This is a genomic window from Pseudomonas sp. B111 (assembly GCF_026428275.1).
In the GTDB taxonomy this organism is placed as follows: domain Bacteria; phylum Pseudomonadota; class Gammaproteobacteria; order Pseudomonadales; family Pseudomonadaceae; genus Pseudomonas; species Pseudomonas aeruginosa.
Window position 1 is genome coordinate 4,928,259 of sequence record NZ_CP097857.1, and the last position, 20,100, is coordinate 4,948,358.

Genomic DNA, 20,100 nt, shown 5'->3' on the forward strand with positions numbered 1-20,100 from the left:
CCCGCTGCCGCTCGCATCGTGTCCGAAACCTTCCCGTTCCTCACTGGCGACGCCCTGTCGCAGCGCTTCCTCGCGCTGGACGCGTTCCTCCTCGAACACCAGCGGCTCTGGCGACCCCGCCCGTTCAGCGAACCGACCCTGGCGTGGGAAGCCGAACACGCCGAGCTGGCGTCCTGGCTGCGCGGGCGCAGCCTCGAACAGGCCGACGCGGAGCACAACCAGCCCACCCGCCTGGCCGCGCCCGCGCCTTATCCGCAGCTCGCCGCCCAGGCCGCAGCGCTGGGCGCGGTCGGCGAACTGCCATTGGCGGAACGCCCGCAGGCACCGAACCGCTTCAATGTCGACGTACCGGGACGCAAGTGGCAGCAGATCGGCCTGTTCGCCGGGCGCCTGCAGTTCGCCCGGCCGGTCGTCCACTGGCTCGACTGGTGCTCCGGCAAGGGCCATCTGGGCCGCCTGCTGGCCCATACGGGGCAACCGCTGACCTGCCTCGAACACGATCCCGCGCTGGTCGCCGACGGACAGCGCCTGAGCGACCGCCTGGGGCTATCCGCCCACCACCTCCGCCAGGATGTGCTGGCCGCGGACTGCGCCGAGCGCCTGCTTCCCGGGCATACGCCAGTGGCCCTGCACGCTTGCGGCGAACTGCACCTGCGCCTGCTGCGCCTGGCCAGCCAGGCCGGCTGTCGCCAACTGGCGGTGGCGCCATGCTGCTACAACCGCATTCCGGGGCCTTTCTACCAGCCACTCTCGCAAGCAGCAGGCCGATCGCTGCTCGCGCTATCGCTTGACGACCTGCGCCTGCCCCTGAGCGAGACAGTCACCGCCAGCCAACGGGTCCGTCGCCAGCGCGACCAGTCGATGGCCCGGCGCCTGGGTTTCGACCTGCTGCAGCGCGAGCTACGCGGAATCGACCAGTACCTCAGCGTGCCTTCCCTTCCGGTGGCCTGGCTGGAACGTCCATACGCCGACTACTGTCGCGAACTCGCCGCCCTCAAGGGACTTCCCGAACCGGCCGCGCGCGACTGGCAGGCGCTGGAAGCGGCCGGCTGGAAGCGCCTGGCGATGGTCCGCAACCTGGAACTGGTGCGCGCCCTGTTCCGCCGCCCGCTGGAACTCTGGCTGCTGCTGGACCGCTGCCTGTATCTGGTCGAACAGGGCTATAGCGTCCGCCTGGGCGAGTTCTGTCCGACCTCCCTGTCTCCGCGAAACCTGCTGATCCTTGCGGAGCGCAGCTGATACGGGTGTTCCGGATGGTTGCCCACACAACCTGTGGATAAGTCTGGTGACAAGTTCTGGGAAACATCTGCCGAGGGGCCCGTATCCAGGGGCGGACAATGCTGTTCAAAAAATGAACAGAAAAAATAAAATCCATATAAAACAATATCTTGATAACAACCGAAATAACCGCAGCGACTCTTAGAGCGTTTCCTTCCTATCCCTTGCCCGCTTGTGCATAAGCCTGGCTTTCCGGTTAATCCGAAAGTGGACTTCAGCACCGACAATAGTTGCAAAATGGCATCGTATGACGTTCGAAGGAACGGATTGTTCTTTTATTGCAACGTTTGACCTCTTGTTAATCGCTGCCTAGGCAGTATTATTTTGAAACACTTTCCCTGCCTAGACAGCGATCCCCTCCACCATGGGTCACTACAGCGCCTCCGACTTTCCCTTCAAGGGCTCCATTGGCCAGCTCATCGGCGTCAGTGCCGCGACCAAGGACCGCATCCTCGAGAAGCACCTCGCCGCGCTGGACATAACCGCCGCCCAGTTCAAGGTGCTGATCTTCGTCGGTCTCAACCGTGCCAACAGTCCGGTCGAACTGTGTCGCGAGCTGTCGGTGGACAGCGGCTCGATGACTCGCATGCTGGCGCGCCTGGAGAAAAAAGGGCTGCTGCTGCGCGGCCGCTGTCCCGAAGACCGCCGTTGCCTGCGCCTGGATCTCAGCGAAGCGGGACGGAAGGTCCAGGAGCAGCTTCCGCTGATCGCCTCGGCGGCGATGAACGAGCTGGTCGCCTGCCTGAGCACGGAAGAACTGCAGACGCTGACCCATCTGCTGACCAAGGTTCTGCTACACGCCGGCTGCCCGCGGGCCAGCCTGCAGGAGTCCTGATCCATGCCGTTCCCTCTTCTCCATCCCTGGCCGCAGCGATTGGCGCTGGCCTCGGCGATACTGCTGGCCGCCGGCTGCGTCACTTCCGAAGGCCTGGAACCGAACGCCCGCCTGCAACCGGCAGGCGCCCTCCAGGCGGGCAGGAGCCTGGACGGCGTAGCCCTTTCGCCAGCGGCCTGGCCGCGCCAGGACTGGTGGACCGGGCTCGGCGACCGGCAGCTCGACCAACTGATCGGCGAAGCCCTGCAAGGCACCCCCGACCTGCAGATCGCCGAGGCGCGTGCGCGCCAGGCGGCGGCAACGGCCCAGGCGCAAGATGCCGCGCGCCAGCCGACGCTGGACGCCAAGGCCAGCTACTCCGGCATCCGCGCGCCGACCAGCGTGGCCCCGGCACCGCTCGGCGGCCGCTATTCGGCGATCAAGTACCTGTCGCTCGGCTTCAACTACGACTTCGACCTCTGGGGCGGCGAGCGCGCCGCCTGGGAAGCCGCCCTCGGCCAGGCCAATGCCGCCCGGATCGACAGCCAGGCCGCGCGCATCGGCCTCTCGGCGAGCATCGCCCGCGCCTACAGCGACCTCGCCCACGCCTTTACCGTGCGCGATCTCGCCGAGGAAGAACTGAAGCGCTCGCAGCGCATGACCGAGCTGAGCCAGAAGCGCATGAGCGCCGGACTCGACAGCAAGGTCCAGCTGCAACAGACGCAGACCCAGCTGGCCACCGCCCGCCAGCAGCTCAGCGCCGCCGAGCAGGACATCGCCAGCGCCCGCATCGCCCTCGCCGTGCTGCTGGGCAAGGGGCCCGATCGCGGTCTCGAACTGCAGCGCCCGCAACCGCTGAACCCGGCCAGCCTGAGCCTGCCCTCGGTGCTCCCGGCGGAACTGCTCGGCCGCCGCGCCGACATCGTTGCCGCGCGCTGGCGGGTCGAGGCGGCGCGCCGCAACATCGACTCGGCGAAGACCGAGTTCTATCCCAACCTCAATCTCGGCGCGATGGCCGGCCTCGCCGCCCTGCACACCAGCGACGTGTTGCAGGCGCCGAGCCGCTTCTTCCAGGTGGCGCCGGCGATCTCCCTGCCGATCTTCGACGGTGGCCGCCGCCGCGCCAACCTGGCCGAACGCGACGCCGACTACGACCTGGCCGTCGGCCAGTACAACAAGACGCTGGTCCAGGCCCTCGGCGAGGTCAGCGACGACCTCGGCAAGTTGCGCTCCCTGGAGCAGCAGGTGATCGACCAGCGCCAGGCCCGCGATATCGCCAGGTCCAACTTCGACCTGGCCATGCGTCGCTACGGCGAAGGCGTCGGCAGCTACCTCGACGCCCTCAGCGTGCAACAGCAACTGCTGGTCGCCGAACGCCAGCTGGCCAGCCTGGAGAGCCAGCAGATCGATCTTTCCGTCCAGCTGGTCCAGGCCCTGGGCGGCGGTTTCCAACCCGATTCCCGCTCCGCTGCGCTCGCTACCGCGAAAGCGCCGGCAGAATGAACGAGGCACCCACCATGACTACCGCCAACAGCGAAACCCCCGCCGGCAACCCGAAGCGCAAGCGCTGGTTGCTGATCCTGCTCGCCGTGATCGTCCTCGCCACCCTGGCCAGCGTGGCCTGGGAGTTCTTCTACGGCCGCTGGCACGAGGACACCGACGACGCCTACATCAACGGCAACGTGGTACAGATCACCCCGCAGATCGTCGGCACCGTGGTCAGCATCGGCGCCGACGACGGCGACCTGGTGCGCAAGGGCCAGGAACTGGTCAGGTTCGATCCCAGCGACGCCGACATCGCCCTCCAACGCGCCGAGGCCAACCTGGCCCACACCGTGCGCCAGGTGCGCGGGCTGTTCAGCAACGTCGACGGCTATCGCGCCGAGGTCGCCACCCGCAAGGTCGCGCTGGCCAAGGCCGAGGCCGACTACAAGCGGCGCAAGAACCTCGCAGACGACGGCGCCATTTCCCAGGAGGAACTGGCCCACGCCCGCGACGCCCTGGACAGCGCGAAAGCCTCGCTGACCAGCTCGGAACAGCAGTTGAACACCAATCGCGCGCTGGTCGACGACACCCAGATCACCTCCCATCCGGACGTCAAGGCCGCCGCCGCGCAACTGCGCCAGGCCTACCTGGACGACGCCCGCTCGACCATCGTCGCGCCGGTCACCGGCTACGTCGCCAAGCGCAGCGTACAGGTCGGCCAGCGCGTGCAACCGGGCAATGCGCTGATGGCCGTGGTCCCGCTGGACCAGATCTGGATCGACGCCAACTTCAAGGAAACCCAGCTCAAGCACATGCGTATCGGCCAGCCGGTGGAGATCCGCTCCGACCTCTACGGCAGCGACGTGCGCTACAGCGGCACCGTCGACAGCCTCGGCGTGGGCACCGGCAGCGCGTTCTCCCTGCTGCCGGCGCAGAACGCCACCGGCAACTGGATCAAGATCGTCCAGCGGGTGCCGGTGCGCATCCATATCGATCCGCAAGAATTGCAGAAGCATCCGCTGCGCATCGGCCTGTCGATGGACGTCAAGGTCGACCTGCACGACCAGAGCGGCCCGGCCCTGGCCCAGCAGCCACCGCGCGAAGCGCTGTTCTCCACCGATGTCTACCAGCAGCAACTGGCCTCGGCCGACAAGCTGATCGAACGCCTGATCGAAGCCAACCTCGCCGAAGACCACGGCAAGACCGCCCAGCGTTGAGCCCGCCAGCATGAGCGAAAGCAGCAGCTTCTCCCCGCCCAGCCTGGTGATGGCGACCATCGGCCTGTCCCTGGCGACTTTCATGCAGGTGCTCGACACCACCATCGCCAACGTCGCCCTGCCGACCATCTCCGGTAACCTCGGGGTGAGTTCGGAACAGGGCACCTGGGTGATCACCTCGTTCGCCGTGAGCAACGCCATCGCCCTGCCGCTGACCGGCTGGCTGGCCCGGCGGGTCGGCGAGGTGCGCCTGTTCATCGCCGCCGCGCTGCTGTTCGTACTCGCCTCGTTCCTCTGCGGCATCGCCCAGTCGATGCCTTCTCTGGTCGGCTTCCGCGCCTTGCAGGGCTTCGTCGCCGGGCCGCTGTATCCGATCACCCAGACCCTGCTGATCTCCATCTACCCACCGGCGAAGCGCGGCATGGCCCTGGCCCTGCTGGCGATGGTCACGGTGGTGGCGCCGATCGCCGGGCCGATCCTCGGCGGCTGGATCACCGACGACTACAGCTGGCCGTGGATCTTCTTCATCAACGTGCCGGTCGGCCTGTTCGCCGCCTTCGTCGTCTACCAGCAACTGAAGGCACGCCCGGTGGTGATCAAGAAGGCGCCGATGGACTACGTCGGCCTGATCGCCCTGGTGATCGGCGTCGGCGCCCTGCAGATCGTCCTCGACAAGGGCAACGACCTGGACTGGTTCGAGTCGAACTTCATCGTCGGCGGCGCGCTGATCGCGGCGATCGCCCTGGCCTTCTTCATCATCTGGGAATTCACCGACCGCCATCCGATCGTCAACCTGCGCCTGTTCGCCCACCGCAACTTCGCCGCCGGCACCCTGGCGCTGGTGCTGGGCTATGCCGCATTCTTCGGCATCAACCTGCTGCTCCCGCAATGGCTACAGACCCAGATGGGCTACACCGCCACCTGGGCCGGGCTGGCCGCCGCGCCAATCGGCATCCTCCCGGTGTTCCTCTCGCCGCTGGTCGGCCGCTACGCCAACCATTTCGACCTGCGCATACTCGCCGGCCTGTCGTTCCTGGCGATGGCCATCACCTGCTTCATGCGCGCCAACTTCACCACCGAGGTCGACTACCAGCACATCGCCATCGTGCAGTTGATCATGGGGCTCGGCGTGGCGTTCTTCTTCATGCCGATCCTGAGCATCCTGCTCTCCGACCTGCCCCCCGACCAGATCGCCGACGGCTCCGGACTGGCCACCTTCCTGCGCACCCTCGGCGGCAGCTTCGCCGCCTCGCTGACCACCTGGATCTGGAACCGCCGCGCCACCCAGCACCACGCCTACCTCAGCGAAAACATCAGCCTCTACGACCCGGCCACCCACGAAACCCTCGCCCAGCTCGGCGGCAACACCCAGGCGAACGCGGCGCTGCTCGACCGGATGGTGCAGAGCCAGGCCTACATGATGTCCACCATCGACTACTTCACCATGCTCGGCTGGCTGTTCCTCGCCCTGCTGGTGATCATCTGGCTGGCCCGCCCGCCGTTCGGCGCCAAGCCCGGCGCGGCCGCCTCCGGGCACTGAGGACGAACGGCATTCGGGCAGGAAAATCAGTGGTTTACTCCTGGCGGCGGCTGGCTATAATGTCGCCCTCTTCGCCGGTATAGCTCAGCTGGTAGAGCAACTGACTTGTAATCAGTAGGTCCCGGGTTCGACTCCTGGTGCCGGCACCACGAATCCCCGAAAAGCCCCGCCTCGCGCGGGGCTTTTTTGTTTTATCCTCCTACCTGCCGCCCGATGATGGCACTTCGCATAGAATGCCGGGTCAGATGCACCTACCAGATCTGGGGTTGGCAGGATCGCCATTTTTCCCGTACTAATCGTCGTCTTCACGATCGATTGGTACACCTTGGCGGGACGTGTCGAAGCAGCCCTACGGACAACCACTGCTTGAACAAGGTATGACTCATGACGATTCTCGTGACCGGCAGCGCCGGCTTCATCGGCGCCAATTTCGTGCTCGACTGGCTGGCCCTGCATGACGAGCCGGTGGTCAGCCTCGACAAGCTCACCTACGCCGGCAACCGGCAGAACCTCGCCAGCCTCGACGGCGACGCCCGGCACACCTTCGTCGCCGGCGATATCGGCGATAGCCAGCTGGTAGCCCGCCTGCTCGCCGAGCACCAGCCGCGGGCGATCCTCAACTTCGCCGCGGAATCCCATGTGGACCGCTCGATCCACGGCCCCGAGGACTTCATCCAGACCAACATCGTCGGCACCTTCCGCCTGCTGGAAGAAGTGCGCGCCTACTGGGGCGCGCTGGAGCCGGAAGCGAAGGCGGCATTCCGCTTCCTCCACGTCTCCACCGACGAAGTCTATGGCTCGCTGGCACCGAGCGATCCGGCCTTCACCGAGAACAACCGCTACGAGCCGAACAGTCCCTACTCGGCGTCCAAGGCGGCCTCCGACCACCTGGTGCGGGCCTATCACCACACCTATGGGCTGCCGGTGCTGACCACCAACTGCTCGAACAACTACGGCCCCTACCACTTCCCGGAAAAGCTCATCCCACTGGTGATCCACAACGCCCTGGCCGGCAAGCCGCTGCCGATCTACGGCGACGGCCAGCAGATCCGCGACTGGCTCTACGTCAAGGACCATTGCAGCGCCATCCGCCGGGTCCTCGAAGCCGGGCAACTGGGCGAGACCTACAATGTCGGCGGCTGGAACGAAAAGGCCAACCTCGACGTGGTCGAGACCCTCTGCGCCATCCTCGACCAGGAGCAGCCGCGCGCCGACGGCCGCAGCTATCGCGAGCAGATCACCTTCGTCAAGGATCGTCCGGGCCATGATCGCCGCTACGCCATCGATGCCACGCGCCTGGAGCGCGAGCTGGGCTGGAAGCCGGCGGAAACCTTCGAGACCGGCATCCGCAAGACCGTGCGCTGGTACCTGGACAACCAGGACTGGGTGGCCAACGTAACCAGCGGTGCCTACCGCGAGTGGGTGGGTAAGCAGTACGCATGAACCGGATCCTTCTCCTCGGCGCCAACGGCCAGGTCGGCTGGGAGCTGCAGCGCGCCCTGGCGCCACTGGGCGAACTGCTGGTCTGCGACCGCCGGCGCGCCGATCTCGCCGACCCCGAAGGCCTGGCGCGACTGGTTCGCGCCGAGCGGCCGCAGTTCATCGTCAACGCCGGCGCCTACACCGCGGTGGACAAGGCCGAGAGCGATGCCGACAACGCCCGCCTGATCAATGCCTGCGCCGTCGCGGTACTGGCCGAGGAGGCCGCGGCCTGCGGCGCCTGGCTGGTGCATTACTCCACCGACTACGTGTTCGACGGCGCGGGCAGCGCGCCTTTCGCCGAGGACGCGCCGACCGGCCCGCTGAGCGTCTACGGGCAGACCAAGCTGGAAGGCGAGCAGGCCATCCGCGCCAGCGGCTGCCGCCACCTGATCTTCCGCACCAGTTGGGTCTACGCCGCGCGCGGCGGGAACTTCGCCAAGACCATGCTGCGCCTGGCCGGGCAACGCGACGAACTCAAGGTCGTGGCCGACCAGTTCGGCGCGCCGACCAGCGCCGAGCTGATCGCCGACGTCACCGCCCAGGCCCTGCAGCGCCTGCGCTGGGACGCCGAGCTGGCAGCACGGGCCAGCGGCACCTACCACCTGGTCGCCAGCGGCGAGACGTCCTGGCACCTCTATGCGCGCTTCGTCATCGAACAGGCTCTGGAGCGGGGCTGGGAGTTGCAGGCGACGCCGCAGCGGGTCCTGCCGATTGCCACCGAGGATTACCCGGTGCCGGCGAAGCGTCCGGCCAATTCGCGCCTCGACAACCGCAAGCTGCAACAGGTCTTCGGTCTGGTACTGCCCGACTGGCGCTACCATGCCGGACGCATGATCCAGGAACTGAGCGAACAGGGACCACTATGAAACGCAAGGGCATCATCCTCGCCGGAGGCTCGGGCACCCGCCTGCACCCGGCAACGCTGGCCATCTCCAAGCAGCTGCTGCCGGTGTACGACAAGCCGATGATCTACTACCCGCTCAGTACCCTGATGCTGGCGGGCATCCGCGAGATACTGATCATCTCGACCCCACAGGACACCCCACGCTTCCAGCAGTTGCTGGGCGACGGTTCGAACTGGGGCCTGGACCTGCAATATGCCGTGCAACCGTCGCCGGACGGCCTGGCCCAGGCCTTCCTGATCGGCGAGTCGTTCATCGGCAACGACCTCAGCGCGCTGGTCCTGGGCGACAACCTCTATTACGGCCACGACTTCCACGAGTTGCTCGGCAGCGCTTCGCAGCGCCAGACCGGCGCCAGCGTCTTCGCCTACCACGTGCTGGACCCGGAGCGCTACGGCGTGGTCGAGTTCGACCAGGGCGGCAAGGCCATCAGCCTGGAAGAGAAGCCACTGAAGCCGAAGTCGAACTACGCGGTCACCGGCCTGTATTTCTACGACCAGCAGGTGGTGGACATCGCCAGGGACCTGAAGCCTTCGCCGCGCGGCGAGCTGGAGATCACCGACGTCAACCGCGCCTACCTGGAGCGCGGCCAGCTCAGCGTGGAGATCATGGGCCGCGGCTACGCCTGGCTGGATACCGGCACCCACGATTCGCTGCTCGAGGCCGGCCAGTTCATCGCCACCCTGGAGAACCGCCAGGGTCTCAAGGTGGCCTGCCCGGAAGAGATCGCCTACCGGCAGAAGTGGATCGACGCCGCGCAACTGGAAAAACTCGCCGCGCCGCTGGCCAAGAACGGCTACGGCCAATACCTCAAGCGCCTGCTGACTGGAACCGTGTACTGATGAAAGCGACCCGCCTGGCAATCCCCGACGTCATCCTCTTCGAACCCCAGGTGTTCGGCGACGATCGCGGATTCTTCTTCGAAAGCTACAACCAGCGCGCCTTCGAGGAGGCCTGCGGTCATCCGGTCAGCTTCGTCCAGGACAACCATTCGCGTTCCGCCCGTGGCGTCCTCCGCGGCCTGCACTACCAGATCCGGCAAGCCCAGGGAAAACTGGTGCGCGCCACTCTCGGCGAGGTATTCGACGTGGCCGTCGACCTGCGTCGCGGCTCGCCGACCTTCGGCCATTGGGTAGGCGAACGCCTGAGCGCGGAGAACAAGCGCCAGATGTGGATTCCGGCCGGCTTCGCGCACGGTTTCGTGGTGCTCAGCGAATACGCCGAGTTCCTCTACAAGACCACCGACTTCTGGGCACCGGAACACGAACGCTGCATCGTCTGGAACGATCCCGAGCTGAAGATCGACTGGCCGCTGCAGGATGCCCCCCTGCTTTCGGAGAAGGACCGCCAGGGCAAGGCATTCGCCGACGCCGACTGCTTCCCCTGAACGGCAGGGAGCGACCGGCCTCGGCGCAAGGCGTGATAATTTAGGGCATCCCGTCCGGGATGCCCCGGATACTCGCAGCCACGGCAGGTTCGTTCGTCTTGAAAGCCTATTTCCATCGCTGGCGCTCGCTGGTCATCCTCGCCCTGCTTCTCGCGCCCTTGCTCTGGCCCCTGCAATATTTCGCCGAGCGCTACTACAGCGAGCAGTTGGCCGAGCAGAACCGCCAGACGCTCGACCTCTACGTCGCCAACCTGCTCGGTACGCTGCGCCGCTACGAAGAACTGCCGCAGATCCTCGGCGGCCTGCCGGTGCTGCGCCAGGCCCTGCAACAACCTGGCGACCCGCTGCTGCAGAAGATCGCCAACGAGGCGCTGGCCGACATCCGCCGACGCACCGGCGCCGACGTGATCTACCTGCTGCAACCGGACGGCACCACCCAGGTCGCCTCCAACTGGGCCCAGGCGGACAGTTTCGTCCACCGCAACTTCGCCTTCCGCCCCTATTATCGCGAGGCCATGCAGGGCCGCCTGGCGCGCTTCTTCGGCCTGGGCACCACCTCGATCAAGCGCGGCTACTACTTCGCCAGTGCGGTGAAGGAAGGCTCGCGGATCATCGGCGTGCTGGTGGTGAAGGTCGATCTCGAACACATCGAACGGCTCTGGGGCAATTCCCCGGAGCAACTGCTGGTGATAGACAACTACGGCGTGGTGATCCTCTCCTCACGCGAGGATTGGCGCTTCCATGCCAGTCGGCCGCTGAGCGCGGCGGAGCGCGACGAGATCCACGCCAACATCCCCTACCCGGTGCAGGACCCGAAGCCCCTGCGCCTGCAACAGAGCGCCTGGCTCAGCCAGAGCCGGACGCTGCCGGAAACCGGCTGGACGGTGAGCATCTACGCCCCCCGCACCCTCATCGAACGGCCGGTGCGCAGCGTCCTGCTGATCGGCGGCGCGACCCTGCTCGCCCTGCTCCTGCTACTTACCCTGCTGACCCTCAGCCGCCGTCACTACCTGGACCGCATCGCTCTCGAGGCCGAGGCCAAGCGCCAGTTGGAAGAGCGCGTACTGGAACGCACCCGCGAGCTGGAGAACGCCAACGCGCAGTTGCAGCAGGAAGTCCACGAACGCGAGCAGGCCCAGCGCGAGCTGATGCGCGCCCAGGACGAAGTGGTCCAGGCCGGCAAGCTCACGGCCCTCGGCACCATGTCGGCGAGCATCAGCCACGAACTCAACCAGCCGCTGGCGGCGATCCGCAGCTACGCCGACAACGCCCGGGTGCTGCTCGACCACCAGCGCACCGAGGACGCCCGCGGCAATCTCGAGCAGATCAGCGACCTCACCACCCGCATGGCCTCGATCATCGCCCACCTCAAGGCCTATGCCCGCGGTGCGCGCCGGGCGCCGGAGAACGTGCAGTTGCAGCCGGCGATCGAGGACGCCCTGTCGATGGTGGCCAGCCGGCGGCGGGCGATGAACGTCGAACTGCTGCGCGACGTGCCGGACGCCCCGCTGTGGGTCCAGGCCGGCGAGACCCGCTTGCGGCAGATCCTCGGCAACCTGCTCACCAATGCCCTCGACGCGCTCGCCGAGAAAGCTCCGCCGCGGCGCCTGTGGGTGATCGCCAGCCAGGACCAGCACGGCGTGACCCTGACCCTGCGCGACAACGGCCCGGGGTTTTCCGAGGACGCCCTGGCCCACGCCCACGAACCCTTCTTCACCACCAAGACCACCGCCAAAGGGCTCGGCCTCGGCCTGGCCATCTGCGATAACCTATTGCGCGCCCTCGGCGGCCGCCTGGAAATGGGCAACCATCTCGAAGGCGGCGCCGTGGTGCGCCTGCACTTGCTGCCGGGAGTTCCCGGCGTCGCCGCCATGCCCCAGGAGGAAACCCGCGCATGAGTCCCTTCGCGCCATTCGATGCCCAGACCCAGGTCCTGCTGATCGACGACGATCCGCACCTGCGCCAGGCCCTGCGCCAGACGCTCGACCTCGCCGGGCTCAAGGTCGCGACCCTGGACGACGCGCGCCAGCTGGATACCGCGCAGTGCAAGGACTGGCCCGGGGTGGTGGTCAGCGACATCCGCATGCCCGGCATCGATGGCATGGAACTGCTCCGCCAATTGCACGAACAGGACGCCGACCTGCCGGTGATCCTGATCACCGGCCACGGCGACGTGCCGCTGGCGGTCCAGGCCATGCGCGGCGGCGCCTACGACTTCCTGGAAAAGCCCTTTCCCAGCGACGCCCTGCTCGACAGCGTGCGCCGCGCCCTGGAGGTGCGCCGGCTGGTCCTGGAGAACCGCACCCTGCGCCTGGCCCTGGCCGAACGCCACGAACTGCATGGGCGCCTGATCGGACGCTCGGCCGGCATGCAGCGCCTGCGCGAGCAGGTCGGCTCGCTGGCGGCGATCCAGGCCGACGTGCTGGTCCTTGGCGAAACCGGCGCCGGCAAGGAGGTGGTCGCGCGGGCCCTGCATGACCTGTCGAGCCGACGCGACGGACCGTTCGTCGCGATCAACGCCGGCGCTCTCGCCGAATCGGTGGTGGAAAGCGAACTGTTCGGCCATGAGGCCGGCGCCTTCACCGGCGCGCAGAAGCGCCGCATCGGCAAGTTCGAGTACGCCAATGGCGGCACCCTGTTCCTCGACGAGATCGAGAGCATGAGCCTGGACGTGCAGGTCAAGCTGTTGCGCCTGCTGCAGGAACGGGTAGTCGAGCGGCTCGGCTCCAACCAGCTGATCCCGCTGGATATCCGCATCATCGCGGCAACCAAGGAAGACCTGCGCCAGGCCGCCGACCAGGGCCGCTTCCGCGCCGACCTCTATTACCGCCTCAACGTCGCCAGCTTGCGCATCCCACCGCTGCGCGAGCGCGGCGAGGACATCCCGCTGCTGTTCCGCCATTTCGCCGAAGCCGGCGCCATGCGCCATGGCCTGACGCCACGCGAACTGGACGCCGGCCAGTCGGCGCGGCTGCTGGCCTACGACTGGCCGGGCAACGTGCGCGAATTGCAGAACGCCGCCGAGCGCTTCGCCCTGGGCCTCGGCCTGAGCCTGGACGACGGAGTCCTGCCCGACGCCGCCGACGAGCCGCACAACCTCAGCGCCAAGGTCGAGGCCTTCGAACGCTCGCTGATCGCCGCCGAGCTGGAACGCCCGCACAATTCGCTGCGCAGCGTCGCCGAGGCCCTCGGTATCCCGCGCAAGACCCTGCACGACAAGCTGCGCAAGCACGGCCTGCCGTTCAACACGCCTGGCGAGAATCCGCCAGATGATGGCGAATGAATGGCGGAATACCGCCAGCCGTTCGCCATTCGCGCCCGCAGCATCTCCCCTGCACGCCCTTGCCCGACTGGCACAGGGCTTGCTCACTGCTTCCCGAGCGTTCCAACAAGCAGAAGACCAGGCGCTTTTCCGATTCACGCAGCATCTGCCGCTGCGCTGCCTAGACTTCCCTTGTTCGGCCACGCCGAGAGGACATCTGTCCTCTTCATAAAAGACAGACAAGAACAAAGAGGAAGTCTCATGCTCAAGCACACCGCGAAGGCGCTCGTCTGCGCACTTTCCCTGACCGTCGCCGGAATCGTCCAGGCGGCCGACCCGATCGTCATCAAGTTCTCCCACGTCGTCGCCGAGCACACGCCCAAGGGCCAGGGCGCGCTGCTGTTCAAGAAACTGGTGGAGGAACGCCTGCCGGGCAAGGTCAAGGTGGAGGTCTACCCGAACTCGTCGCTGTTCGGCGACGGCAAGGAAATGGAGGCCCTGCTGCTGGGCGACGTGCAGATCATCGCGCCGTCGCTGGCCAAGTTCGAGCAGTACACCAAGAAACTGCAGATCTTCGACCTGCCGTTCCTGTTCGACAACATCCAGGCGGTCGACCGCTTCCAGCAGAGCCCGCAGGGCAAGGAGCTGCTGACCTCGATGCAGGACAAGGGCATCACCGGCCTCGGCTACTGGCACAACGGGATGAAGCAACTGTCCGCCAACAAGCCCCTGCGCGAGCCGAAGGACGCCCGCGGCCTGAAGTTCCGCGTGCAGGCCTCCAAGGTGCTCGAGGAACAGTTCAAGGCGGTGCGCGCCAACCCGCGCAAGATGAGCTTCGCCGAGGTCTACCAGGGCCTGCAGACCGGCGTGGTCAACGGTACCGAGAACCCCTGGTCGAACATCTACTCGCAGAAGATGCACGAAGTGCAGAAGTACATCACCGAATCCGACCACGGCGTGCTGGACTACATGGTGATCACCAACACCAAGTTCTGGAACGGCCTGCCGGAAGACGTGCGCGGCGTTCTGGCCAAGACCATGGACGAGGTGACCGTGGAGGTGAACAAGCAGGCCGAGGCGCTCAACCAGGGCGACAAGCAGCGCATCGTCGAGGCCAAGACCAGCGAGATCATCGAACTCACTCCCGAACAGCGGGCCGAATGGCGCAAGGCCATGCAGCCGGTGTGGAAGAAGTTCGAAGGTGAGATCGGCGCCGACCTGATCAAGGCCGCCGAAGCCGCCAACCAGGCTCAATAAGAAGAAGAGGGAAAGCCCATGCACGCGCTCGCGCGCGTCTGGGCGCGCCTGGAGGAAGGCCTGATCGCCTTCCTCCTCGCCGCCATGACGCTGGTTACCTTCGTTTATGTAGTCCTCAATAACCTCTACACGCTGTTCTACGATCTCGCCGACCTCTGGGAGGGCGGCAACGAGACGCTGCTCGCCATCGGCGACGCCATCCTCAGCCTGGCCCAGGAGATGACCTGGAGCAACGCCCTGACCAAGGCCCTGTTCGCCTGGCTGATCTTCCTCGGCATCGCCTACGGCGTACGCACCGCCGGGCACCTCGGCGTGGACGTACTGGTGAAGCTGGCTTCGCGGCCGGTACAGCGGGTCCTCGGCGTGATCGCCTGCCTGGCCTGCCTCGGCTACGCCGGCCTGCTCTGCGTGGCCAGCTACGACTGGGTGAAGACCCTGTTCATCGCCGGCATCGGCGCCGAGGACCTCGACCACTTCGGCATCCGCCAATGGCACATCGGCCTGATCGTGCCGGTCGGCTTCGCCCTGGTGTTCATCCGTTTCGCCGAGATCCTCGTGCGCATCCTGCGCAACCGTCAGACCGGCCTGGGCCTGGCCGACGAGGCCGCCGACGCGCTGAAGCTGACCGAGCACGAGGAGCCGAAAGCATGACCATCCTGTTCCTCTTCCTGCTGCTGTTCCTGCTGATGTTCATCGGCGTGCCGATCGCCGTCTCCCTGGGGCTCTCCGGTGCGCTGACGATCCTCCTGTTCAGCCCGGACTCGGTACGCTCGCTGGCAATCAAGCTGTTCGAGACCTCCGAGCACTACACCCTGCTGGCGATCCCGTTCTTCCTGCTCTCCGGCGCGTTCATGACCACCGGCGGGGTGGCGCGGCGCCTGATCGACTTCGCCAACGCCTGCGTCGGGCATATTCGCGGCGGCCTGGCGATCGCCGCGGTGCTCGCCTGCATGCTCTTCGCCGCGCTCTCCGGTTCCTCGCCGGCAACGGTGGCGGCGGTCGGCTCGATCGCCATCGCCGGCATGGTCCGTTCGGGCTACCCACAGGCGTTCGGCGCCGGGATCGTCTGCAACGCCGGCACCCTGGGCATCCTCATCCCACCGTCGATCGTCATGGTGGTCTATGCCGCGGCGACCGAAACCTCGGTCGGCAAGCTGTTCATGGCCGGCGTGGTCCCCGGACTATTGCTGGGCCTGATCCTGATGGTGGTGATCTACATCGTCGCCCGGGTCAAGAAGCTGCCAGCCATGCCGAGAGTCAGCCTTCGCGAATGGATCGCCAGCGCGCGCAAGGCGCTCTGGGGCCTGCTGCTGATGGTGATCATTCTCGGCGGCATCTATTCGGGCGCCTTCACCCCAACCGAGGCTGCCGCCGTCGCGGCCGTGTACTCGGCGTTCGTGGCGCTGTTCGTGTACAAGGACATGCGCCTGAAAGAGTGCCCGAAGGTGCTGCTGGAGTCCGGCAAGCTGACCATCATGCTGATGTTCATCATCGCCAACGCCATGCTCTTCGCCCATGTGCTGACCACCGAGCAGATTCCGCAGAGTATCGCCGCCTGGGTCACCGACCTCGGGCTGTCGCCGTGGATGTTCCTGCTGGTGGTGAACATCGTGCTGCTGATCGCCGGCAACTTCATGGAGCCCTCGGCGATCATCCTGATCCTGGCACCGATCTTCTTCCCCATCGCCATGGAGCTGGGTATCGATCCGATCCACCTCGGCATCATCATGGTGGTGAACATGGAGATCGGCCTGATCACCCCGCCGGTCGGCCTCAACCTGTTCGTCACCTCGGCGGTCACCGGCATGCCGCTGGGCGCGACCATCCGCGCGGCGCTGCCGTGGCTGATGATCCTGCTGGTGTTCCTGATCATCGTGACCTACATCCCGGCGGTATCCATGGCATTGCCGAACTGGCTGGGGATGAGCTGACGGAACGGTAACGACGGCGGAAAACCCCGCCCTGCGCTCGGGCCTTCGGCAAAAATCCGCTCATGCCGCAGGCCCGTGCCCCGCAGTTGACGGGCCGGGCCACCTGTCGATGGCTGGCACGCCGCTTGCTCAATCGCTCGCAGTGCCCCTGGCACCGGCTTTCGGTTCGCCCGGCGAACCGCGCCCTTCGGCCACGAACCGGATGGCGGCCCCTTCCCCTGTGCCGACGTGCGCCAGCACGCGCGGCGGGTGGGCGGCGATCCCGTCCCCCCAGCGGTCTTCATACCCTGAAGTCCAAATGAAGAAGCCCGGCGAACGCCGGGCTTCTTCATTTCTTTCCTTGTGCTTTTTCGTTCTTTGATGAGAGCGGAAAATTATTTTTACTTATAAATAAAAAAGCACCTACACCGAAATACTGAAACACTTCTCTGGCAAACCGTGGCGGTTTTTCGGCGGACCGCCAACAAGCTGGCGAGCCCCCCTCCAAAAGTCAGAATACCGTCTCGCGAAATTCATTGATCGGCATCAACGATCCGGCTTGATCCGCGGCTTATAGCCCGATTTCGAGCAATTTCAAGCTTTCCCCGTAGCGGATGGCAAGACTTCCCCTATCACATGAAAAAACCGCCCTATTCCGGGCAGGTCTTAGATTCCTCTTCTATCTTTGGCACTCGCGACTTACAGGAATGCGTCATCTAATTACTTTGAGTAGGAAGCTATTGACGTGGATCAGCATTCAACAATAGCCGCTGCCGCCTAATGGCTTCACTCTCAATTCCTATAGGGAGATTCCGAAAATGTCCCAAGAATCCAGCCAAAAACTCCGACTAGGAGCGCTAACGGCTCTGGTTGTCGGCTCGATGATCGGAGGGGGCATCTTCTCCCTTCCGCAAAATATGGCAGCCAGCGCCGACGTCGGCGCCGTCCTGATCGGATGGGCGATCACCGCCGTCGGCATGCTCACCCTCGCTTTCGTCTTCCAGACCCTCGCCAACCGCAAGCCCGAACTCGACGGCGGCGTGTACGCCTACGCCAAGGCCGGCTTCGGCGACTACATGGGGTTCTCCTCGGCCTGGGGCTACTGGATCAGCGCCTGGCTGGGCAACGTCGGCTACTTCGTCCTGTTGTTCAGCACCCTCGGCTACTTCTTCCCGATCTTCGGCAAGGGCGACACCGTCGCCGCGATCGTCTGCGCCTCGGTCCTGCTCTGGGCCCTGCACTTCCTGGTGCTGCGCGGGATCAAGGAAGCGGCGTTCATCAACACCGTCACCACCGTGGCCAAGATCGTCCCGCTGTTCCTGTTCATCCTGATCTGCCTGTTCGCCTTCAAGCTGGACATCTTCACCGCCGACATCTGGGGCAAGAGCAACCCGGACCTGGGCAGCGTGATGAACCAGGTGCGCAACATGATGCTGGTCACCGTCTGGGTGTTCATCGGCATCGAGGGCGCGAGCATCTTCTCCTCCCGCGCGGAAAAACGTTCCGACGTCGGCAAGGCCACCGTGATCGGCTTCATCACCGTCCTGCTCCTGCTGGTGCTGGTCAACGTGCTGTCCATGGGCGTGATGACCCAGCCGGAACTGGCCAAGCTGCAGAACCCGTCGATGGCGCTGGTACTCGAGCATGTGGTCGGCCACTGGGGCGCCGTGCTGATCAGCGTCGGCCTGCTGATCTCGCTGCTGGGCGCGCTGCTCTCCTGGGTGCTGCTGTGCGCCGAGATCATGTTCGCCGCGGCCAAGGACCACACCATGCCGGAGTTCCTGCGCCGCGAGAACGCCAACCAGGTGCCGGCCAACGCCCTGTGGCTGACCAACATCTGCGTACAGGTGTTCCTGGTGGTGGTGTTCTTCACCTCGGGCGACCCGGACGGCATGGACCCGTACACCAAGATGCTGCTCCTGGCCACCTCGATGATCCTGATCCCGTACTTCTGGTCCGCCGCCTATGGCCTGCTGTTGACCCTGAAGGGCGAGACCTACGAGAACGATGCCCGCGAACGCAGCAAGGACCTGGTCATCGCCGGCATCGCTGTGGTCTACGCGGTCTGGCTGCTCTACGCCGGTGGCCTGAAGTACCTGCTGCTGTCCGCCCTGCTGTATGCGCCCGGCGCGATCCTCTTCGCCAAGGCCAAGCACGAGGTCGGCCAGCCGATCTTCACCGGAATCGAAAAACTGATCTTCGCCGCAGTCGTCATTGGCGCCCTGGTGGCTGCCTACGGCCTCTACGACGGTTTCCTCACCCTCTGATTACTCCACTGGAGACGTGAAATGAGCACGGAAAAAACCAAACTTGGCGTCCACTCCGAAGCCGGCAAACTGCGCAAAGTGATGGTCTGCTCGCCCGGACTCGCCCACCAGCGCCTGACCCCGAGCAACTGCGACGAGTTGCTGTTCGACGACGTGATCTGGGTGAACCAGGCCAAGCGCGACCACTTCGACTTCGTCACCAAGATGCGCGAGCGCGGCATCGACGTCCTCGAGATGCACAACCTGCTGACCGAGACCATCCAGAACCCGGAAGCGCTGAAGTGGATCCTCGATCGCAAGATCACCGCCGACAGCGTCGGCCTGGGCCTGACCAGCGAGCTGCGCTCCTGGCTGGAGAGCCTGGAGCCGCGCAAGCTGGCCGAGTACCTGATCGGCGGCGTCGCCGCTGACGACCTGCCCGCCAGCGAAGGCGCCAACATCCTCAAGATGTACCGCGAGTACCTGGGCCATTCCAGCTTCCTGCTGCCGCCGTTGCCGAACACCCAGTTCACCCGCGACACCACGTGCTGGATCTACGGCGGCGTGACCCTGAACCCGATGTACTGGCCGGCGCGACGACAGGAAACCCTGCTGACCACCGCCATCTACAAGTTCCACCCCGAGTTCGCCAACGCCGAGTTCGAGATCTGGTACGGCGACCCGGACAAGGACCACGGCTCCTCGACCCTGGAAGGCGGCGACGTGATGCCGATCGGCAACGGCGTGGTCCTGATCGGCATGGGCGAGCGCTCCTCGCGCCAGGCCATCGGTCAGGTCGCCCAGTCGCTGTTCGCCAAGGGCGCCGCCGAGCGGGTGATCGTCGCCGGCCTGCCGAAGTCCCGCGCCGCGATGCACCTGGACACCGTGTTCAGCTTCTGCGACCGCGACCTGGTCACGGTCTTCCCGGAAGTGGTCAAGGAAATCGTGCCCTTCAGCCTGCGCCCCGATCCGAGCAGCCCCTACGGCATGAACATCCGCCGCGAGGAGAAAACCTTCCTCGAAGTGGTCGCCGAATCCCTCGGCCTGAAGAAACTGCGCGTGGTCGAGACCGGCGGCAACAGCTTCGCCGCCGAGCGCGAGCAATGGGACGACGGTAACAACGTGGTCTGCCTGGAGCCGGGCGTGGTGGTCGGCTACGACCGCAACACCTACACCAACACCCTGCTGCGCAAGGCCGGCGTCGAGGTCATCACCATCAGCGCCAGCGAACTGGGTCGCGGTCGCGGCGGCGGCCACTGCATGACCTGCCCGATCGTCCGCGACCCGATCGACTACTGACAGACAACCCTCTCTCGAGCT

General features: G+C 65.7%; 16 protein-coding genes and 1 tRNA gene. All 17 read left to right on the forward strand.

The genetic code is table 11. The annotated features are described in order from the left end of the window. The first annotated feature begins 18 nt into the window (after positions 1-18). The 17 genes from M6E97_RS22820 (at position 19) to arcA (ending at position 20,079) form a co-directional block, all read left to right on the forward strand. Positions 19-1,239: a methyltransferase gene (locus M6E97_RS22820; RefSeq protein WP_019727014.1), complete on the forward strand. Its 1,221-nt coding sequence runs from the start codon at positions 19-21 to the stop codon at positions 1,237-1,239. Between the two features lie 403 nt (positions 1,240-1,642). Then, positions 1,643-2,113 (forward strand): MarR family winged helix-turn-helix transcriptional regulator, encoded by a 471-nt coding sequence (locus M6E97_RS22825; protein WP_003110596.1) that lies wholly within the window; start codon positions 1,643-1,645, stop codon positions 2,111-2,113. Positions 2,114-2,116: 3 nt separating this feature from the next. Further along, positions 2,117-3,595, forward strand: a complete 1,479-nt coding sequence (locus tag M6E97_RS22830) for an efflux transporter outer membrane subunit (RefSeq protein ID WP_003112617.1) — start codon at positions 2,117-2,119, stop codon at positions 3,593-3,595. A 14-nt stretch (positions 3,596-3,609) separates the two neighbouring features. Then, entirely contained in the window at positions 3,610-4,794 is a 1,185-nt protein-coding gene (locus M6E97_RS22835; protein ID WP_003110594.1) for an efflux RND transporter periplasmic adaptor subunit, read from the forward strand. A gap of 10 nt (positions 4,795-4,804) precedes the next feature. Next, entirely contained in the window at positions 4,805-6,334 is a 1,530-nt protein-coding gene (locus M6E97_RS22840) for a DHA2 family efflux MFS transporter permease subunit (protein WP_003141886.1), read from the forward strand. Positions 6,335-6,407: 73 nt separating this feature from the next. Then, positions 6,408-6,483 (forward strand) — tRNA-Thr (locus tag M6E97_RS22845). A 235-nt stretch (positions 6,484-6,718) separates the two neighbouring features. Continuing rightward, positions 6,719-7,777, forward strand: a complete 1,059-nt coding sequence (gene rfbB, locus M6E97_RS22850; RefSeq protein ID WP_003096179.1) for a dTDP-glucose 4,6-dehydratase — start codon at positions 6,719-6,721, stop codon at positions 7,775-7,777. Beyond that, on the forward strand, positions 7,774-8,682 hold the full coding sequence (gene rfbD, locus M6E97_RS22855) for a dTDP-4-dehydrorhamnose reductase (protein WP_023101701.1): 909 nt from the start codon (positions 7,774-7,776) through the stop codon (positions 8,680-8,682). Before rfbB ends, rfbD begins: the two co-directional genes overlap by 4 nt. Then, positions 8,679-9,560 (forward strand): glucose-1-phosphate thymidylyltransferase RfbA, encoded by an 882-nt coding sequence (gene rfbA / locus M6E97_RS22860; RefSeq protein WP_009314460.1) that lies wholly within the window; start codon positions 8,679-8,681, stop codon positions 9,558-9,560. The genes rfbD and rfbA overlap by 4 nt, the downstream gene beginning before the upstream one ends. After that, positions 9,560-10,105 carry a dTDP-4-dehydrorhamnose 3,5-epimerase gene (gene rfbC / locus M6E97_RS22865; protein WP_031686196.1) on the forward strand — a complete coding sequence of 182 codons (546 nt, stop codon included), beginning with the start codon at positions 9,560-9,562 and terminating at the stop codon, positions 10,103-10,105. Before rfbA ends, rfbC begins: the two co-directional genes overlap by 1 nt. A gap of 59 nt (positions 10,106-10,164) precedes the next feature. After that, the gene (dctB, locus tag M6E97_RS22870; protein WP_003123664.1) at positions 10,165-12,003 is read left to right on the forward strand and encodes a two-component system sensor histidine kinase DctB; all 1,839 of its coding nucleotides are present in this window, start codon (positions 10,165-10,167) and stop codon (positions 12,001-12,003) included. After that, positions 12,000-13,388 (forward strand): two-component system response regulator DctD, encoded by a 1,389-nt coding sequence (gene dctD, locus M6E97_RS22875; protein ID WP_003096187.1) that lies wholly within the window; start codon positions 12,000-12,002, stop codon positions 13,386-13,388. The genes dctB and dctD overlap by 4 nt, the downstream gene beginning before the upstream one ends. Before the next feature lie 240 nt (positions 13,389-13,628). Continuing rightward, positions 13,629-14,624, forward strand: a complete 996-nt coding sequence (dctP, locus tag M6E97_RS22880; protein ID WP_003105525.1) for a C4-dicarboxylate TRAP substrate-binding protein DctP — start codon at positions 13,629-13,631, stop codon at positions 14,622-14,624. An 18-nt stretch (positions 14,625-14,642) separates the two neighbouring features. Next, positions 14,643-15,275 carry a C4-dicarboxylate TRAP transporter small permease protein DctQ gene (gene dctQ / locus M6E97_RS22885; protein WP_003096191.1) on the forward strand — a complete coding sequence of 211 codons (633 nt, stop codon included), beginning with the start codon at positions 14,643-14,645 and terminating at the stop codon, positions 15,273-15,275. After that, a complete protein-coding gene (gene dctM, locus M6E97_RS22890) occupies positions 15,272-16,555 on the forward strand; it encodes a C4-dicarboxylate TRAP transporter large permease protein DctM (RefSeq protein ID WP_003096192.1) in 1,284 nt (427 codons plus the stop codon). Before dctQ ends, dctM begins: the two co-directional genes overlap by 4 nt. A 797-nt stretch (positions 16,556-17,352) precedes the next feature. Next, on the forward strand, positions 17,353-18,801 hold the full coding sequence (gene arcD / locus M6E97_RS22895; protein WP_003141893.1) for an arginine-ornithine antiporter: 1,449 nt from the start codon (positions 17,353-17,355) through the stop codon (positions 18,799-18,801). A 21-nt stretch (positions 18,802-18,822) separates the two neighbouring features. Beyond that, positions 18,823-20,079, forward strand: coding sequence for an arginine deiminase (arcA, locus tag M6E97_RS22900; RefSeq protein ID WP_003111744.1), 1,257 nt, complete (start codon positions 18,823-18,825; stop codon positions 20,077-20,079). Positions 20,080-20,100 lie beyond the last annotated feature (21 nt).

Excerpts from the sequence above, each read along its gene's own strand:
- M6E97_RS22825 (WP_003110596.1), top strand. The coding sequence starts at position 1,643 with ATGGGTCACTACAGCGCCTCCGACTTTCCCTTCAAGGGCTCCATTGGC.
- M6E97_RS22830 (WP_003112617.1), top strand. The coding sequence starts at position 2,117 with ATGCCGTTCCCTCTTCTCCATCCCTGGCCGCAGCGATTGGCGCTGGCC.
- M6E97_RS22835 (WP_003110594.1), top strand. The coding sequence starts at position 3,610 with ATGACTACCGCCAACAGCGAAACCCCCGCCGGCAACCCGAAGCGCAAG.
- M6E97_RS22840 (WP_003141886.1), top strand. The coding sequence starts at position 4,805 with ATGAGCGAAAGCAGCAGCTTCTCCCCGCCCAGCCTGGTGATGGCGACC.
- rfbB (WP_003096179.1), top strand. The coding sequence starts at position 6,719 with ATGACGATTCTCGTGACCGGCAGCGCCGGCTTCATCGGCGCCAATTTC.
- rfbD (WP_023101701.1), top strand. The coding sequence starts at position 7,774 with ATGAACCGGATCCTTCTCCTCGGCGCCAACGGCCAGGTCGGCTGGGAG.
- rfbA (WP_009314460.1), top strand. The coding sequence starts at position 8,679 with ATGAAACGCAAGGGCATCATCCTCGCCGGAGGCTCGGGCACCCGCCTG.
- rfbC (WP_031686196.1), top strand. The coding sequence starts at position 9,560 with ATGAAAGCGACCCGCCTGGCAATCCCCGACGTCATCCTCTTCGAACCC.
- dctB (WP_003123664.1), top strand. The coding sequence starts at position 10,165 with ATGCCCCGGATACTCGCAGCCACGGCAGGTTCGTTCGTCTTGAAAGCC.
- dctD (WP_003096187.1), top strand. The coding sequence starts at position 12,000 with ATGAGTCCCTTCGCGCCATTCGATGCCCAGACCCAGGTCCTGCTGATC.
- dctP (WP_003105525.1), top strand. The coding sequence starts at position 13,629 with ATGCTCAAGCACACCGCGAAGGCGCTCGTCTGCGCACTTTCCCTGACC.
- dctQ (WP_003096191.1), top strand. The coding sequence starts at position 14,643 with ATGCACGCGCTCGCGCGCGTCTGGGCGCGCCTGGAGGAAGGCCTGATC.
- dctM (WP_003096192.1), top strand. The coding sequence starts at position 15,272 with ATGACCATCCTGTTCCTCTTCCTGCTGCTGTTCCTGCTGATGTTCATC.
- arcD (WP_003141893.1), top strand. The coding sequence starts at position 17,353 with ATGTCCCAAGAATCCAGCCAAAAACTCCGACTAGGAGCGCTAACGGCT.
- arcA (WP_003111744.1), top strand. The coding sequence starts at position 18,823 with ATGAGCACGGAAAAAACCAAACTTGGCGTCCACTCCGAAGCCGGCAAA.